Origin of the sequence: Demequina lutea, assembly GCF_013409005.1 — a bacterium.
GTDB lineage: Bacteria > Actinomycetota > Actinomycetes > Actinomycetales > Demequinaceae > Demequina > Demequina lutea.
The window spans coordinates 2,236,062-2,251,930 of record NZ_JACBZO010000001.1; the positions used below are offsets into that span (position 1 = coordinate 2,236,062).

At 65.6% G+C, this 15,869-nt stretch carries 12 protein-coding genes; 1 reads left to right on the plus strand and 11 read right to left on the minus strand.

Features of this window, described 5'->3' with window-relative positions; all coding sequences use genetic code 11:
* Positions 1 to 18 precede the first annotated feature (18 nt).
* The 10 genes from BKA03_RS10795 to BKA03_RS10840 all read right to left on the minus strand — a co-directional run bounded on the left by BKA03_RS10795 (position 19) and on the right by BKA03_RS10840 (position 13,397).
* On the minus strand, positions 19 to 1,881 hold the full coding sequence (locus tag BKA03_RS10795; protein ID WP_062076185.1) for a DUF2207 domain-containing protein: 1,863 nt from the start codon (positions 1,879 to 1,881) through the stop codon (positions 19 to 21).
* A 74-nt stretch (positions 1,882 to 1,955) separates the two neighbouring features.
* A complete protein-coding gene (gene smpB / locus BKA03_RS10800) occupies positions 1,956 to 2,438 on the minus strand; it encodes an SsrA-binding protein SmpB (protein ID WP_062076184.1) in 483 nt (160 codons plus the stop codon).
* A gap of 102 nt (positions 2,439 to 2,540) precedes the next feature.
* Complete coding sequence (locus BKA03_RS10805) at positions 2,541 to 3,857, minus strand: M23 family metallopeptidase (protein WP_062076183.1); 1,317 nt, start codon at positions 3,855 to 3,857, stop codon at positions 2,541 to 2,543.
* Positions 3,854 to 4,765: a permease-like cell division protein FtsX gene (gene ftsX / locus BKA03_RS10810; protein ID WP_062076182.1), complete on the minus strand. Its 912-nt coding sequence runs from the start codon at positions 4,763 to 4,765 to the stop codon at positions 3,854 to 3,856. Before ftsX ends, BKA03_RS10805 begins: the two co-directional genes overlap by 4 nt.
* Positions 4,762 to 5,454: a cell division ATP-binding protein FtsE gene (gene ftsE, locus BKA03_RS10815; RefSeq protein WP_062076181.1), complete on the minus strand. Its 693-nt coding sequence runs from the start codon at positions 5,452 to 5,454 to the stop codon at positions 4,762 to 4,764. The genes ftsX and ftsE overlap by 4 nt, the downstream gene beginning before the upstream one ends.
* Positions 5,455 to 5,563: 109 nt before the next feature.
* Positions 5,564 to 6,670, minus strand: a complete 1,107-nt coding sequence (gene prfB / locus BKA03_RS10820) for a peptide chain release factor 2 (protein ID WP_062076180.1) — start codon at positions 6,668 to 6,670, stop codon at positions 5,564 to 5,566.
* Between the two features lie 253 nt (positions 6,671 to 6,923).
* Positions 6,924 to 9,653: a bifunctional acetaldehyde-CoA/alcohol dehydrogenase gene (adhE, locus tag BKA03_RS10825; protein ID WP_062076179.1), complete on the minus strand. Its 2,730-nt coding sequence runs from the start codon at positions 9,651 to 9,653 to the stop codon at positions 6,924 to 6,926.
* A gap of 314 nt (positions 9,654 to 9,967) precedes the next feature.
* Positions 9,968 to 10,372, minus strand: a complete 405-nt coding sequence (locus tag BKA03_RS10830; RefSeq protein ID WP_238579483.1) for a rhodanese-like domain-containing protein — start codon at positions 10,370 to 10,372, stop codon at positions 9,968 to 9,970.
* A 146-nt stretch (positions 10,373 to 10,518) separates the two neighbouring features.
* A complete protein-coding gene (locus tag BKA03_RS10835) occupies positions 10,519 to 11,910 on the minus strand; it encodes an aspartate aminotransferase family protein (protein WP_373366743.1) in 1,392 nt (463 codons plus the stop codon).
* Complete coding sequence (locus BKA03_RS10840; protein ID WP_062076177.1) at positions 11,910 to 13,397, minus strand: CoA-acylating methylmalonate-semialdehyde dehydrogenase; 1,488 nt, start codon at positions 13,395 to 13,397, stop codon at positions 11,910 to 11,912. Before BKA03_RS10840 ends, BKA03_RS10835 begins: the two co-directional genes overlap by 1 nt.
* An 86-nt stretch (positions 13,398 to 13,483) precedes the next feature.
* Here BKA03_RS10840 and BKA03_RS15730 point away from each other — a divergent pair, with 86 nt between their 5' ends.
* Positions 13,484 to 15,121, plus strand: coding sequence for a PucR family transcriptional regulator (locus tag BKA03_RS15730; RefSeq protein ID WP_238579482.1), 1,638 nt, complete (start codon positions 13,484 to 13,486; stop codon positions 15,119 to 15,121).
* Here BKA03_RS15730 and BKA03_RS10850 read toward each other — a convergent pair.
* Positions 15,118 to 15,849, minus strand: coding sequence for a hypothetical protein (locus BKA03_RS10850; RefSeq protein WP_152649639.1), 732 nt, complete (start codon positions 15,847 to 15,849; stop codon positions 15,118 to 15,120). The genes BKA03_RS15730 and BKA03_RS10850 overlap by 4 nt on opposite strands.
* Between the last annotated feature and the right edge of the window lie 20 nt (positions 15,850 to 15,869).

Genomic DNA, 15,869 nt, shown 5'->3' on the forward strand with positions numbered 1-15,869 from the left:
GTGGCGCAAGAACAGCCGTCACCAGCCGCCGACTCCGCCTCCGCCGCCACCGCCGCCGGAGAAGCCGCCTCCCCCGCCGAAGCCTGAGCCGCCGGACGAGCCAGGCGTTGGCGCGGTCATCGCGGAATCGGCAAAGGACGCGAACTGGTTCATCCTGTCCCCTAGCCCTGCCGCATTTGCCCAGAACGCGCCGTAGACAAATCCGCCTCCGTACCAGGTAGGCTCCGCAAGCTTCTGACCCTGCTTGGCAAGTTCTTCGAACTTCTTGGCCCACTTGTCGGCGACCCCGAAGGCAATCGCATACGGAAGGTATTTGGAGAACAGGTCCTCGCCCTCCTCGAAGCGCAATTGGTTCGCCTCCGCCTTGGTCAGGTACAACTCAAAGCCGCGCGCGTCCTGCAACGCGGCGGTGCCCTTCGCCGTGCGCGCGGGTGCATTGCCAGTCGTCGCGAGAATCATCACACCCAGCAGAATCAGCGGCACGGGAATGAGTGCCAGGCGCGTGCCTTGTGCGAGGAGGAAGGTTCCCAAGAAGCCAGCGACCAGGACAGCGATGCCCGCACCGGCCCACGCCGCGCGGGCGCTCTGCGGATTGCGCCTGAACCAACCCAGCAAGGTGACGTTGGCGTAGAGCTCCTTCTGCACGCGCGCCATCGAGGTCGAGAACGTGGTCTTCAGGTCCGAGAGCTTGACCTGCGGCCCGGCAGCGAACAACGCGTCGAGCAAGGACGCCTCATACGGGGAGAGGGCCGCGTCGCCCTCGCGCAACTTCACCAGCGTGTAGTCCTGCTCCTTGGAAAAGAGACCAGCCCTCTTCTCGCCCGCGTCGTCGATGCGCAAGTAGCCACGAACAGCGAGGTCGACGAGAGTGGCCGTCACGTCGCGCGGATCGGCCTTCTCGTCGATGAGCGTGCCGATTTGCCCGGGCCGCATTCCCGCCGGGGGGTCGAAGCGCACGGCTACGGGCGCCTTGTAGTTGCGCTTGGTCACGGTTCCATTGCTCGGGCCGACTGGAGTGAGGCCCGGAGTCAACCCGGCGAATTGCTCGTCGACCGCGGTGGTGCGCAGGTTCCGCACCAGCAAGAAGAGCCCGGCAAACAGGATGACCGCCGCACCACCGATCGTGCCCGCGTTCAGGGCAAACGCTCGCTTGAAGTCGCTGCTCGGGATCAGCGCGGGGGCCGTCGCGAAGGTGCCTTGCGGGTAGAGGACGTCGACGCTGAACGGTTGGCCGGCCGTCAAATATCCCTGGGTGAACGTGACGCTCGTGCCGGTCGCCGTGTGCCCGTCACACGAGGCCGCGATGCCTCGCGTGCCCGCGAAGCACTGCGCGTCCGAGGCCGCGACCGGCGACACCACGGTCACGGTCGCCTTGGCGATGGGCACGGCCGCGCCGTCCCCCACCGCGTTCCAGTAGAACTCGTCGCCCGCGGCCCCCGACGTCGTTTCCGACGACGAGGTCGCATTCATGACGTGCGCCACGGAATACGTGATGACATACGTCTGGGTGCCCGACACGTTACCGACGTTGGGGTCGCCTATCTTCACGTCGATGAAGTTCCTGCCCTGATCGAGATTCACCCCTGCGGGCGCCCCCGTGGGGCTCGACGCGGAGATGGCCGACGTGGCGTAGAGCCTGTCGTTGCTCGTCTTGCCGTACTTCTGCCTGGTGGGAAGCACCAGGTAGGGGCCGTGACCGGGGTTATTGCCGAAGTCAAAGTCGATCTCCAGACGCACGTCGGCCGAGCCATCCGCCTGGAGGGTGTAAGTCTCGTCCCACCTCGTGATGTGCCTACCGGGCACATCGGGCGTTGCCGCCGACGCGGCGACCGGAGTGAGAACAAGAAAGGCCGCGGCAATGATGACACCCAGGATTCGCATCCCCACATCATGCCCCGTTCCAGGGCACCAGCTCAACGAAGCCGGCTCAACGAAGCCGGCTCAACGACGCCGGCTCAACGACGCGTCGGCGACTCCTCGCGGCCGCGCGTGCTCATGGCCCGCTGCGCCTCGCGATTGTCCTGTCGTTCCTTGAGCGCTTGCCTCTTGTCATACAGGTGCTTGCCTCGGGCAAGGCCAATCTCGAGCTTGGCGCGGCCCTTCACGAAGTAGAGACGCAAGGGAACGATGGTGAATCCCTTTTCGCGGGTCTTCATCGCCAGCTCGTCGAGCTCGCTGGCGTTCAGCAGGAGCTTGCGCTTGCGCCTGGGCGCGTGATTGGTCCACGTCCCATTCAGGTATTCGGGGATGTGGAGGTTCTCCGCCCACGCCTCCCCGTTTTCGATGTGGATGTAGCCATCGCCGATGGTGGCGCGGCCCTCTCTCAACGACTTCACCTCGGTGCCCTGGAGCACCATCCCTGCCTCGAAGACGTCGTCGATGAAGAAGTCGTGGCGCGCGGATCGGTTGCTCGCCACGACCTTGAGTTCTTCGGCCATGGTTCACCTCCCGTGCGTACGACCAAATCGCGCCCGTGCGGCGCGACCAGACAGTCTACGCCCGTGCCGAGACGGTGAGTTTGGAACCCCGCTGTGATCGGTCTACCAGGCCGCGAGCAAGGTCATCGGGTCCACATACCGGTTATTGACCCTGACTTCGAAGTGAAGGTGGCACCCCGTCGAGTCGCCCGTCGATCCGACGTAGCCAACTATCTGACCGCGCGCAACCTTCTGACCTGGCGACACCGCAAACTTCGACAAGTGGTTGTAGCTCGTGGTCAGCCACTTGCCGCTCACATAGCCGTGATCAAGCAGCACCTGGTTGCCGCTGCCCGACATGTACTTCGCCCACGCCACGGTGCCATCAGCGGCCGCCGTGACCTGTGTTCCGCACGCGGCTCCAAAGTCGGTGCCCGAGTGGAGCCTCCAGACGTGGAAGATCGGGTGAAAACGCATCCCAAAGGGAGACGTGATGTAGGGGTTGGCTATCGGCACACTCAAGAAGCCCTTGACGAGCGAACCCGTGCCGTTGACGGCCTCTTCTGCGCGCTTGTTTTTCCACAGGGTATCCAACTCGGCCGTAAGCGCGGCCGCGTCGGCATCCAGTTGCGCCTGCTGCGCAAGGTAGGCCGCCTTCTGCGAATCGAGATAGGTCTTGAGGTCCTGAGTGTCGGCGAGGAGCTTCTCCATCTCGGCCTTCTTCGCCGCTGCGGTGGCCGACGCCGCTTTAGTCTGGACGACCAGGGCGTCGGCTTGCGTCATGAGCTCCGCGATGTACACCTTGACGGCGGCTTGCCTCGTCTTGCGGTTGCGGTTGACGGCCGCCAATTGCTCCGCGTCGTCGAGGGTGCTTGCCTGAACGCGGGCTGTGGTCTCCCTGTAGGCATAGTCGTCGACGAACTGTTGGGTGGTGGTCGCACCAAAGAAGATGCTCAGCGAAGAGTTGTCTTGAGCGCCTTGGTACTCGGCGCGGGCGATTTCCGCGAGCATGTTTCGCAGGTCGGTGATCTTGACGTCGTCGGACGAGATTTGCGTAGTAAGGGCCGCATCCTCGGCCTGCGCCGCCGTCAACTTGCTCGCGACAATTTTCTGTTGCAGCACGGCTGAGTCGTACTGCTGTTGGGCCAGGCGGTACTCCTCCTGCACCCCAGGCAACTGGTCGTTGAGCTGCTGGAGCTTCAGAGTCGCGTCGGCGATTGCCGTGTCCGTAGCGGTCACAGCGCTCTCAAGATCGGCCGAGTGTTGTTGCTGTTGCGCCTTTACTTTGTTTGCCTGCGCGATTTGGTCATCGTAACTCGACCAGGCGTGAACGGAGCCCTCGGCTTGTGCCACGCCGCTCGCCGATGCGCCCAGCATCGCCGCCACCGCGAGCACCGCGGCGACCTTGATGGAGCGCGATACGATAGAGATTTTTCTCATGCGCGCGTGTACCTCCCAAGGGTTGCGAGCGACGCCACCACAGCAAGCCCCACGGCACCTACCAGGAGCCACGGAGCCACGGTGAGAACGTCCGCCCCGCCGATGTAGTTCACGAAGGTGACCGACTGCTTAAGCCAGTCCTCGACCAAGTACCGCACGGAAAACCACAGACCCGCGCCAGCCATCACCGCGCCAAGGGTTGCCGCTACGGCCCCCTCGAGCATGAATGGCAACTGGATGAGGCCGCGCGAGGCTCCCACCATGCGCATGATCGTCGTCTCGCGCCGTCGGCTCAAGGCGCTCAGTCGGATGGTGGTGGTGATGAGTAGCACCGCCGCGAGAAGCATGACGGCGGCGAGGCCCGCGGCCACCAGGGTCGCAGCGTTGAGCAGGCTAAAGAGCCCCTTGAAGATTTCGCGCTGGTCCTTGACGTTCTGGACCCCGGGAACGCCCTTGACCGCGTCGGCGACCACCTCGAACTTGGTGGGGTCCTTGAGCTTGACGCGAAAACTGGCCTGCATCTGATCCGCGGTGAGCGAGGCAAATCGGTTGTCCGTGTCGCTAGCACGAAGGCTCGCGAAGGCCTGCTCACGCGACTCGTACGTGACGCTCTGAACGTAGGGAGCCGCCGCGCCGTCCAGGAGCACCGCCTTGATAGCGGCCTCTTGAGCCTTGGTCGCGAGGCCGGAGGCACATTGGATGTCGGGCGAGTTGTCGGGGCACAAGAAGACAGAGACCTCGACCTTGTCGTACCAATCGCCCTTGAGCTTGTCGACCTGCATCTGGGTCAGGGCCGCGGCACCAACGAACGTCAGTGAAACAAACGTGACCAGCACCACCGAGAGTGCCATGGTGCCGTTGCGGCGGAGCCCACTGAAGACCTCTCCGAAAATGAACCGGAGCCTCATGACTGCTCCACCTCGTAGACGCCCCGGTCTTGGTCGCGGATCAACTGCCCGCCCTTGAGCTCGATCACGCGCTTGCGCATCTGGTCGACGATCTCGTCATCGTGGGTAGCCATGAGCACTGTCGTTCCCGTGCGATTGATGCGGTCGAGAAGGCGCACGATGCCGATGGACGTGCCCGGGTCAAGATTTCCCGTGGGCTCGTCGCACAACAGAATGGGCGGGTGGTTGACAACCGCGCGGGCGATGGCCACGCGTTGCTGCTCACCGCCGGAAAGCTCGTGAGGGAAGCGCTTCTCCTTGCCCGCAAGGCCGACGAGTTCGAGAGTCTCGGGAACCATCGACTGGATGTAGTGCCTCTTCTTGCCGATGACCTGGAGCGCGAACGCGACGTTGTCATACACGGTCTTGTTCGGCAGCAAACGGAAGTCCTGGAAGACCGCGCCAATCTCGCGGCGCAAGAGCGGCACGCGCCAACTGGAGAGCTTGCCCAGGTTCCTGCCCGCCACGTGTACCTCCCCGGAAGTGGGTCGCTCCTCGCGCAAAATCAACTTGAGGCAGGTCGACTTTCCGGAGCCAGAGGAGCCGACAAGGAACACAAAATCCCCGCGTTCTATCTCCACCGAGATGTCGTCCAGCGCGGGACGGGCACCCCTGGCGTAGAGCTTGGAGACATGGTCAAGTCGAATCACGGCGGTCCTAGGCACGGGGGGTCTGACCCACGCCTCTCGCATCGTAAGTACGGTCACGGGCGTTCGGCGGGAGCACGCGCCGCTTCTGGCGTGTCGCGCCCGGCTGAGGCTATTCGTTCTCCAGGGCTCGCCGCCAGCGAATACCGGCGTCGATGAAGTCGTCGATGTCGCCGTCGAAGACCTTGTCCGTCTGGCTCGTCTCGTGCTCCGTGCGCAGGTCTTTGACCATTTGGTACGGGTGCAACACGTAGGAGCGCATCTGGTCGCCCCAACTGGCCTTGATATCCCCTGCGAGTTCCTTCTTCTGCGCGGCCTCTTCGGCCTTCTTGAGCAGCAGCAGTCGCGACTGGAGCACCCTCATTGCCGCAGCGCGGTTCTGAATCTGGCTCTTCTCATCCTGCATCGACACCACGATGCCCGAGGGAAGGTGGGTGATGCGCACGGCGGAGTCGGTCGTGTTGACGGACTGACCACCTGGCCCGGATGAGCGGAACACGTCGATCTTGATGTCCGTTTCGGGAACGTCGATGTGGTCCGTCTGGCCGATGAGCGGGATGACCTCGACGGCCGCGAAACTGGTCTGGCGCCTGCCCTGGTTGTCGAACGGGCTGATGCGCACTAGGCGGTGTGTTCCCGCCTCAACGGAAAGGTGCCCGAACGCGTACGGTGCGCTCACCTCGAACGTGGCGGACTTGATGCCCGCCTCTTCGGCATACGACGTGTCGAGAACCTTGGCGGCGTAGCCGTGACGCTCGGCCCACCGCAGGTACATGCGCATGAGCATCGCGGTGAAGTCGGCGGCATCCACGCCGCCGGCGCCCGACCGGACGGTGACGACGGCGTCGCGCTCGTCCCACTCCCCCGTCATCAGGGTCCGCACCTCCATGGACGCCAGATCCTTCTTGAGGACAGCGAGATCGGCCTCGGCCTCTGCGAGGGTGTCGGCGTCGTGTCCCTCGACACCCATCTCGATCAAGACGCCCAGATCGTCAATGCGGCTCGCGAAGGCCTGAATACGATCCACGTCTGCCTTGGCGATGCTGAGCGCGCTCGTGACCGCTTGGGCGTTGTCCTGGTCGTCCCACAGGCCGGGGGCCGATGCCTCGACCTCGAGTTCGGCGATCTTCCTCTCAAGACCCGCTGGGTCGAGGACCGCCTCGATCTGGCCGAACGTGCTGCTGAGCGCCTGGAGTTCGGCGGGAAAGTCAATGGCCATGGTGATCAAGTCTACCGGGATGCGGTGGCGGCTCCCTGCGCGCGGGGCTTGGCGACTGCGCAAGGGGCCTGGCGACGCCACGCCCCAAAAAGTGCCCAGACATGAGGAAAGGGCCCGGCTCCCCATTGCGCCGGGCCCTCGAGGCGTCGGGTGTCCCCTCCCAACGTCTCCCCACCTGAAAGCATGCCGTGAATAGACGGCGCCAGGTAGGGACCTCGGTCCTTACCTGGCGCCGTCTAGAGCGAATCTTTTGTTACTTCGTGCCCTTCTTGGCGGCCTTGGCGGGTGCCGGGGCATCCCCGACGGCCGCGTCGGCCTTGCGGGCCTTCACGTCGTCCCAAGAGATGCCGTAGTACGCGGCCTCCATCATGATCTTCATGTCTTCGATCATGGGCATGCGCGGGTTGGCGGGTGCGCACTGGTCCTCGTAGGCCTGCATGGCGAGCGTGTCGAGGCTCGCAATGAATTCGACCTCATCGACGCCCGCCGCCTGGAACGAGGGCTCGATGCCCAGCTTGGCCCGCAGTTCCTCACAGGCGACGGCGTAGGCCTCCACCGCGATCTCCGGCGTCTCGTGAGCGAGGCCAAGCATCTTCGCGATGTCCTGGAAGCGCTCGGGCGCGACGTACGACTCCTGCTTGGGCCACGAGGTCGGCTTGGTGGGAATCTTGCCGTTGTAGCGGATGACGTGCGGCAGGTAGATCGCGTTGGTGCGACCGTGTGCCACGTGGTACATCGAGCCGGTGACGTGGCTCATGGCGTGCACGAGGCCGAGGAACGCGTTACCGAACGCCATGCCGGCGATCGTCGCGGCGTTGTGCATCTTCTCGCGGGCCTTGACGGCGGTGCCACCCACGACGACCGACTCTTCGATGTTCTCGAACACCAAGCGGATGGCCTGGAGCGCAAGACCGTCGGTGAAGTCGTTCGCATACACAGAGACGTAGGCCTCGGTGGCGTGCGTCAGGGCGTCCATGCCGGAGTCGGCCGCGACCCGCGCGGGCAGGTTTGCGGTGAGCACCGGGTCAATGATCGCGACGGTGGGCGTGAGCGCGTAGTCGGCGAGCGGGTACTTGCGGCCCGTCTCGGTGTCCGTGATGACCGCGAACGGCGTCACCTCGGCGCCCGTGCCCGACGTGGTCGGGATGCAGACCAGCTTGGCAAGTTCGCCCAGCTTGGGGAACTGGAACGCGCGCTTGCGGACGTCGAAGAACTTCTCCTTGAGGTCCGAGAACACGATGTCGGGGTGCTCGTACATGAGCCACATGACCTTCGCGGCGTCCATCGGCGATCCACCACCGACGGCGATGATCGTGTCGGGCTTGAACGCCCGCATGATCTCCGCACCGGCCGTGACCGTCTTGATGGAGGGCTCGGGCTCGACGTTGTCGATGATCTGCAGCGAGACGAGGTTCGACCGGCGGCGCAGCACGTCGATGATCTTGTCGACGACGCCGATGCGGGTCATCGTCGCGTCGGTGACGATCGTGACGCGCTCGACGGCGTTCATGTCCTTCAAGTACTGGATCGCGTTGGGCTCGAAGTAGGTCTTGGAGGGAACCTTGAACCACTGCATGTTGTTGTTCCTCCGGCCGATGCGCTTCACGTTGATGAGGTTCAAAGCGGTGACGTTGTTCGACACCGAGTTCTTGCCATACGAACCGCAGCCGAGCGTGAGCGAGGGCAGGAACGCGTTGTAGATGTCGCCGATGCCGCCGTGGCTCGAGGGAGAGTTCACGATGATGCGGATGGCCTTGCAGCGCTTGCCGAACTCCTTGATGAGGTCCTCATCGGTCGCGTGGATCGCGGCTGAGTGACCCAGTCCTGAGAACTCCACCATCTGCTCGGCATAGGTGAGGCCCTGCTCGGTGTCGTTGGCCTTGAGGACGGCCAGGACCGGGCACAGCTTCTCGCGCGTCAGGGGCTCGTTCGGGCCGACTTCGCTGACCTCGGCCAGGATGATCGAGGTCTCTTCGGGAACAGTGAAGCCCGCCTGCTCGGCGATCCACTGGGGGCTCTTGCCCACCACGTTCGGGTTGAGCTTGGCTCCTGCGCAGTTGGTGCCGCCCGAGGTGGCACCGAAGATGAACTCCTCGAGCTTGGCCTTCTCGTCCTTGGTGACCTTGTAGGCGTGCAGGCGGTCGAACAGCCCCATCGCCTCGGCGTAGATCTCCTTGTCGAGGATGACGGCCTGCTCCGAGGCGCACACCATGCCGTTGTCGAAGGCCTTCGAGATCACGAGGTCGTTGATCGCGCGCTTGAGGTTGGCCGACTTATGCACGTACGCCGGCACGTTTCCGGCGCCGACGCCGAGGGCGGGCTTTCCGCAGCTGTATGCGGCCTTCACCATGGCGTTGCCACCGGTGGCGAGGATGAGCGAGACGTCGGGGTGGTTCATGAGCGCGCCGGTGGCCTCAAGCGAGGGAATCTCGACCCACTGGACACAGTGCTCGGGAGCACCCGCGGCGACGGCCGCGTCACGGACGATCTTGGCGGCGGCGATCGAGCACTCGCGAGCGCTCGGGTGGAAGCCGAAGATGATCGGGTTGCGCGTCTTGATGGCGATGAGCGACTTGAAGATCGCGGTCGACGTGGGGTTGGTCACCGGGGTGATACCGGCGATGACGCCCACGGGCTCGGCGATCTCGGTGATTCCCGTGATCGGGTCCTCGCTGATGATGCCCACGGTCTTCATGGGTGCCATCGAGTGGGTCACATGCTCGCACGCGAACAGGTTCTTCACGGCCTTGTCTTCAAACACTCCGCGGCCGGTTTCGTTGACGGCCTGCAGGGCGAGAACTCCGTGCTGGTTCAAAGCGGCGACGGACGCCTTCTTGACGTAGTAGTTCACGTCTTCTTGGGTCCTCGACGCGTACTCGGCGAGGGCCTTGATGGCATTCGCGACGAGCACGTCGATTCCTGCGGCGACCGACGTGGCGTCGGTGGGGGCAAGAGCGCCGGATTGGGGGGCGGTGGTGGTCATGGGGATCGTCCTCCTTGTGATTGCCCTATCGGGCCTTCCAAGAACGACGCTATGACCGAACTCGGGACAAACTGTCGAACCTAGGTCCCGGGTCTTTGGTCACCCTTTGTGCGTTTTCCAGGCTCAACGTAGGCCATTTTGCCCAGTCGAAGGTCCTGGTTGCTAGGACCTTAGTCAGGTCTCGGGTCCTGGTGTCGAAAACGCGAGAGAGCCCGGACCCTGGCAGGGTCCGGGCTCTCTCGTTGCGACGAGGCGCCGTCGCGGTCGTGGCGGTGGCCGCAGCCGTCGCCATTTTCGGGATGGGGTGACGGCGACTACTGCGCGAGGGTGCCCTTCCAGGCGCCGATGCCACCATCGAGGCCCACGGTGTGCGTCACGCCTGCTTTCGTCATGTACTCCATGGCGGCGCGGGAACGATTTCCCGAGCGGCAATACACGGCGTAGTCGGCCGCCGGGTCGAGCTTGGCGATCTTGTCGGGGAAGGTCGCGTCTTCGACGTCGATGTTGACGGCGCCGGGGATGTGCCCCTGCGCAAACTCCGCGGGCGTGCGCACGTCGAGCACGGTGGCTCCAGGGACTTTGACGGCCTCGGCAAAGGACGATGCCGAGACGTGCGAGCCGTCAAACGCCGGCGGGCCGGAGGGCCCCGAGGAGCATGCCGAGAGGGCCAATGCTGCGATTGCTGCGATCAGAACGGTACGAAGAGTGCGTGTCATCATGCCCCGAATCATATACCCCGGGGGGTATTATTGCCTGGCGCCTTGCCATGCGGCGCGGACCAACTCCCGATCCACCAAACTATCGACCGAACCGCACGCCCGCTCGGCGTGGGCGGTCGAGGCGCGCACCGGGGAGGCTCGAGCGTCTACGCGGTCGTCGCATCGGCGACGGTGAGTGCGCGGTCGACCACCGTGAGGGCGTCGTCAATGATGGCGAGACCCCTACGCAGCTCTTCCTCGGTAATCACCAGGGGCGGGCACACGTGGGTGCGGTTGAAGTGGGCAAACGGCCACAGTCCCGCCGCCTTGCACGCGGCCACGAACGCGGCCATCGGCGCGGCGTCGGCCCCGGAAGCGTTGAACGGCACCAGTGGCTCCCTCGTCGCCTTGTCCTTGACCAGTTCGATGGCCCAGAACAGGCCGACGCCGCGCACGTCACCCACACACGGGTGCTTCTCGAGCCAGCCCTTGAGGATGGGTTCGACCACGCGCTCGCCCATGTCCTTCACGTGGGCCAGAATGCCGTCACGCTCGAAGACGCCGAACGTCGCCACGCCCACCGCACACGCGAGCGGGTGGCCCGAGTACGTGAGGCCGCCGGGGAACATCTTGTCGTCGAAATACTCCGCGATGGCTCGCGAAATGATCACCCCTCCGAGCGGGACGTAACCGGAGTTGATGCCCTTGGCAAACGTCACCAGGTCGGGAACCACGTCGTGCGCCTGGTAGGCGAACATCTCGCCGGTGCGGCCGAAGCCGACCATGACCTCGTCGGCGATGTAGACGATGCCGTACTTGTCGCACAGGGCCCTCACGCCCTTGAGGTATCCGGGCGGGGGGACCAGGACGCCGTTGGTACCCACGATCGTCTCGATCAGGATGGCTCCGATCGTCGCGGCGCCCTCGAGCACGATCGTCTGCTCGAGGTACTCGAGCGCGCGCTCGGTTTCCTGCTCCGGGCCGTCCGAGTAGAACGGCGAGCGGTATGGGTACGGGCCGTGGAAGTGGACCACGGACGGGTCGGAGGGCTCGTTGGCCCAGCGACGCGGATCACCGGTGAGCGAGATCGCGGTCGAGGTGCTGCCGTGATAGCTGCGATACATCGCCATGACCTTGCGTTTGCCCGTAAAGAGCCTCGCCATGCGGACCGCGTTCTCATTGGCATCGGCGCCGCCGTTGGTGAAGAACACCTTGGCGAAGGACTCCCCCGCCGCGTCGGTCACCAGGGCCGCGAGCTCGCCGCGCACGTCATTTGCGAGCGCGGGCTGGATGGTCGCGAGGCGGTCCGCCTGGGCATGGATAGCGGCGATGAGCGCGGGGTGCTGGTGGCCAAGGTTGAGGTTGACCAGCTGGGCACCAAAGTCGAGGTACCTCTTGCCGTCGTAGTCCCAGAACTCGCTCCCAAGGCCTCCCGCGACGGGCATCGGGTTGATGGCGCCCTGGACGCTCCACGAGTGGAAGACGTGTGAACGGTCGTTTGCCCTGACGAGGGCCTCTTCTTCGGTGGTCATCCTGGTGCCTGTCTCGTTGGTCGGTATCAGTGATTACTAGGGAACCCAAGGTCGATCTGCGACTCGCTCGGGTGGGGCCAGCGCGTCGTGACCACCTTGCTGCGAGTGTAGAAGTGCACGGACTCGGGACCGTAGATGTGCGAGTCGCCAAAGAGCGAGTTGCGCCAGCCGCCGAACGAGTACGCACCGACGGGCACGGGCAGGGGCACGTTGACGCCCACCATTCCCACCTCGGCGTCCACCTCGAAGCGCCTTGCGGTGCCGCCGTCGCGAGTGAATATCGCGGTGCCGTTGGCGAAGGAGTTGGCGTTGATGAGCGCGACCGCCTCGTCGTACGTCCCGACGCGCACCACCGAGAGGACGGGGCCAAAGATCTCGTCCTCATAGACCCGCATGCCCGGCTTGACGTTGTCGACCAGGCTCACGCCAATGAAGAATCCGTCGCCCTCGAACTCCTGGGCAGTACCGTCGACCACGACCGTAGCGCCCTCGGCCGCTGCGCCCGTCACGTACGACGCGACCCTGTCGCGGTGCTCGCGCGTGATGAGCGGGCCCATCTCCGATGCCGGGTCGGTTCCGTCGCCGATGACAAGCTTGGCCATGCGCTCGGCCACCTTGGCGACCAGGGCGTCGGCCGTCGTGTCGCCCACCGCCACGAGCACGGAGATCGCCATGCAGCGCTCCCCCGCGGCGCCGTACGCGGCCGAGACCGCGGCGTCGGCCGCTCCGTCCAGGTCGGCATCGGGCATCACGACCATGTGATTCTTCGCGCCTCCGAGCGCCTGGACGCGCTTGCCTGCGGCGGTGCCGCGCTGGTAGATCGACCGCGCCACGGGCGTCGAACCCACGAAGCTGATGGCCGCGACATCGGGAGACTCGAGAAGCGCGTCGACGGCCACCTTGTCGCCGTGGAGCACGTTGAGCACGCCAGCTGGGAGGCCCGCGTCCTCGAAGAGCCTGACGAGGAAGTCTGCGGCGCCTGGGTCCTTCTCGCTCGGCTTGAGCACCACGGTGTTGCCGCATGCGATGGCCGATGCGGTCATCCACAGCGGCACCATGACGGGGAAGTTGAACGGCGTGATGCACGCGACCACTCCGACCGGCTGCTTGACCGAGTGCACGTCGACCCCGCGCGAGACCTGCTGGGAAAACTCGCCCTTGAGAAGGTGCACCAGCCCGGCGGCGAACTCGATGTTCTCGATGCCGCGGCTGATCTCGCCCTTGGCGTCGGCAAGGACCTTGCCGTGTTCGCGCGTGACGATCGCGGCGAGCTCGTCCTGGCGCTCGACCAGGAGCTGGCGCATGCGGAAGAACACGTCGGCGCGCTTGATGAGGCCCGTCTCGGCCCACGCCGGAAGTGCGGCCTTGGCCGCGGCGATCACGGCGTTCGCGTCGGCGGCCGATGCGTAGGCGACCTCGCCCACGACGGCGCCCGTCGCCGGGTTGAAGATGGTGCCGGTTCGCTCGGTCGAACCGAACTCCTGACCCGCGACGTGATGGCGAAGAACGCCCATGGCTTTCCCTTCATGAAGTACGCCGGACACATTGCCCGATAGCCTCGGTCCGCTGATGTGCCCAGACTCGCACATAGAATCGAGCCGTGCCCTCCTCTGACCGTCGCGATGTGACCACCATTCGGACATTCCGTACGGATGCGACGAATGCCGATCAGTCGGGCCTCGACGCACTACCGACCGTCGCCGAGGCCCTCGAGGAGCCCGCGTTCAAGCAGGGCCACCCCGAGGTGATCGAGGGCCACGCCGCACTCGACACCAAGGTGCGCTGGGTACACACCTCCGACAGCGCCGACGTCGCCAGGCTGCTCGAAGGCGGCGAGATGCTGCTCTCCACGGGCTCGGCGTGGCCCACCGAGGATGACGCGCTCGAGACCTTCGTGGAACGTCTCCACGCCGCGGGCCTGGCCGCGCTCGTGCTCGAACTCGGGTCTCGCTACGCCGAAGCCCCCGCCGCGGCACGCACGGCGGCGGCGCGCCTCGGCCTTCCGTTTGCGGTCTTGCGCAGTGAGGTGAAGTTCGTCAACCTCACCGCCGCGATCCACAGCCGGATCATCGGCAGCCAAATGGAGGCACTGCGTGCGCACGCCAAGGTCAGGGAGCGCTTCACCGCGCTCGCTCTCCGTGGCGCTCCCGCCGACCACGTGGTCACCCAACTGGCGCGCACTCTCGCGTCTCCCGTCATCCTGGAAAACCTCGCCCACGAGGTGATCGCCGCGGAAGTGGTCGACGGATCTGACGAGGCCGTCCTCGCCGATTGGGAGCGTCGTTCACGAGCGGCCGGCGCGGCCGCACCCGCGGAGACGGACTGGCTCATCGTCCCCGTCGATGCCCGAGGTACGAGGTGGGGAAACCTCGTCGCCCTTCCAGGCGCGCCGCACCCCGCAGGGCGACGGAATGTTCTCGAACAGGGCGCGATCGCACTCGCTATCGGCTGCCTCGCCGAGGGCGGTGCCGAGGAATGGAATCGCATCGCCAGGAGGGGCCTGCTGGAAGGCCTTCTCGAGGGGCGCTTCGCGACGACGGCCGACGCGGAAGCGAGGCTCGAGGCGTCGGGACTGCCCGTTGCGGGCAGGCGCATGTACGGAATCGCCTTGTCGGGCACGAGTGCCCCTGCCGCCGCTGTCGAGGCCGCCGCCCGCGCGATCGGTGCTGTCGCGAGGGCGCTTCCCGTCGACGGCGGCCGCGCCGCCATGACAGTGGCCCTGGTCTCCATGCCGCAATTGCACGACCTCGACGGCGGCTCCGCCCGCGCGTTGCTCAAGGCCCTCGGTGATGGCCCGCGCACGACGCTCACGATCGGAAGGGCCGCCTCGGGCGTCGACGAAGCACTTGCCTCGATGCGGGACGCAATCGATCATGCCGCGGACGCTGGCGCGGACCACGGTCCAGGCGCGCGGGTGCGATGGGCAGACGAGCGCCCGCTCGCGCACCTGCTCAACAGTCTGCGAGACGATCACCGGCTGCTCGACCACGGCGAGCGCATGCTCGCTCCCCTGATTGAGCACGACGCCCGTGCTGGCGGGGACCTCGAACTCGTGCTCGCCGCGATGCTCGCGCACCCAAGCAATCGCACGGCGGCGGCGAAGGCATCGCACTTGTCGCGATCGGTGTTCTACCAGCGCCTCGCGATCATCGCGTCGCTTCTAGACGCCGATCTTGACGACGGCGAGACCCAGACCGCGCTGCATATCGCGCTACTCGCGCGACGCGGCAGGCGCTAGGTTCGGGGAGGCGCGTCCAGCCCGGAGGTGAACGCCCTGCGGACCACGTCCTCCGCCGCGTCGTCGTCCCGAGCCAGCTCGGCCGAGCACAACACGTAGCCCGGCGCCGCGACGTGGACCCAGGGGCCCGACACGTCGAGCACTTCGATGGCCGCGTCGAGGCGGTCAAGGTCGACGCCGCGTTCGGCGGCGACACCCTCGGCCGCGCGCACGATGACGGCGTGAGAAGTCGCGGGAGTCTCCAGGCGGGAGTGTCGCGGCGTGCCAGAGCGGCCCGAGAACCACTCAAGCGCCTCTCTGAAGCGAAGGGCAGCAACCTCGCGCATGTCTGGTGAGCCCGCGAGGGAGGCGAATTCCGGGGGGTCGAAGACTGCTGCATGCGCGTCGGCGAGTTCCCGCATCCGGTCCTGCGCAGGCACGTGGCTCATTTGCGCCGCGCGGACCGCCGCAAAGTTCTCGACTTCGAAGGCCACGAGGGACCGCCACCAGTCCAACCATTGCGAGCTCAAGGCGGCCGCGTCGACGTGAGGGTCCGGCGCGACGCCGTGCGCGACATTTCGCAACGACGGTGGAACGCTCGGATCGACGGGAACCTGTATGCCAGCGACATCTCTGATGTACAGCGCGACATACAAGAGTTGAGTGTCATTCAACTCAAGGCGCCAACTGCTCGTCCCGCTGAGTCCCATCAAACCTCCTGCATCGACGGTACCAATGCGAGGGGCCACGCACCAGGGTTCCTTGCCCA

Excerpts from the sequence above, each read along its gene's own strand:
- adhE (WP_062076179.1), bottom strand. The coding sequence starts at position 9,653 with ATGACCACCACCGCCCCCCAATCCGGCGCTCTTGCCCCCACCGACGCC.
- BKA03_RS10795 (WP_062076185.1), bottom strand. The coding sequence starts at position 1,881 with ATGCGAATCCTGGGTGTCATCATTGCCGCGGCCTTTCTTGTTCTCACT.
- BKA03_RS10805 (WP_062076183.1), bottom strand. The coding sequence starts at position 3,857 with ATGAGAAAAATCTCTATCGTATCGCGCTCCATCAAGGTCGCCGCGGTG.
- BKA03_RS10840 (WP_062076177.1), bottom strand. The coding sequence starts at position 13,397 with ATGGGCGTTCTTCGCCATCACGTCGCGGGTCAGGAGTTCGGTTCGACC.
- smpB (WP_062076184.1), bottom strand. The coding sequence starts at position 2,438 with ATGGCCGAAGAACTCAAGGTCGTGGCGAGCAACCGATCCGCGCGCCAC.
- ftsX (WP_062076182.1), bottom strand. The coding sequence starts at position 4,765 with ATGAGGCTCCGGTTCATTTTCGGAGAGGTCTTCAGTGGGCTCCGCCGC.
- BKA03_RS10830 (WP_238579483.1), bottom strand. The coding sequence starts at position 10,372 with ATGATGACACGCACTCTTCGTACCGTTCTGATCGCAGCAATCGCAGCA.
- prfB (WP_062076180.1), bottom strand. The coding sequence starts at position 6,670 with ATGGCCATTGACTTTCCCGCCGAACTCCAGGCGCTCAGCAGCACGTTC.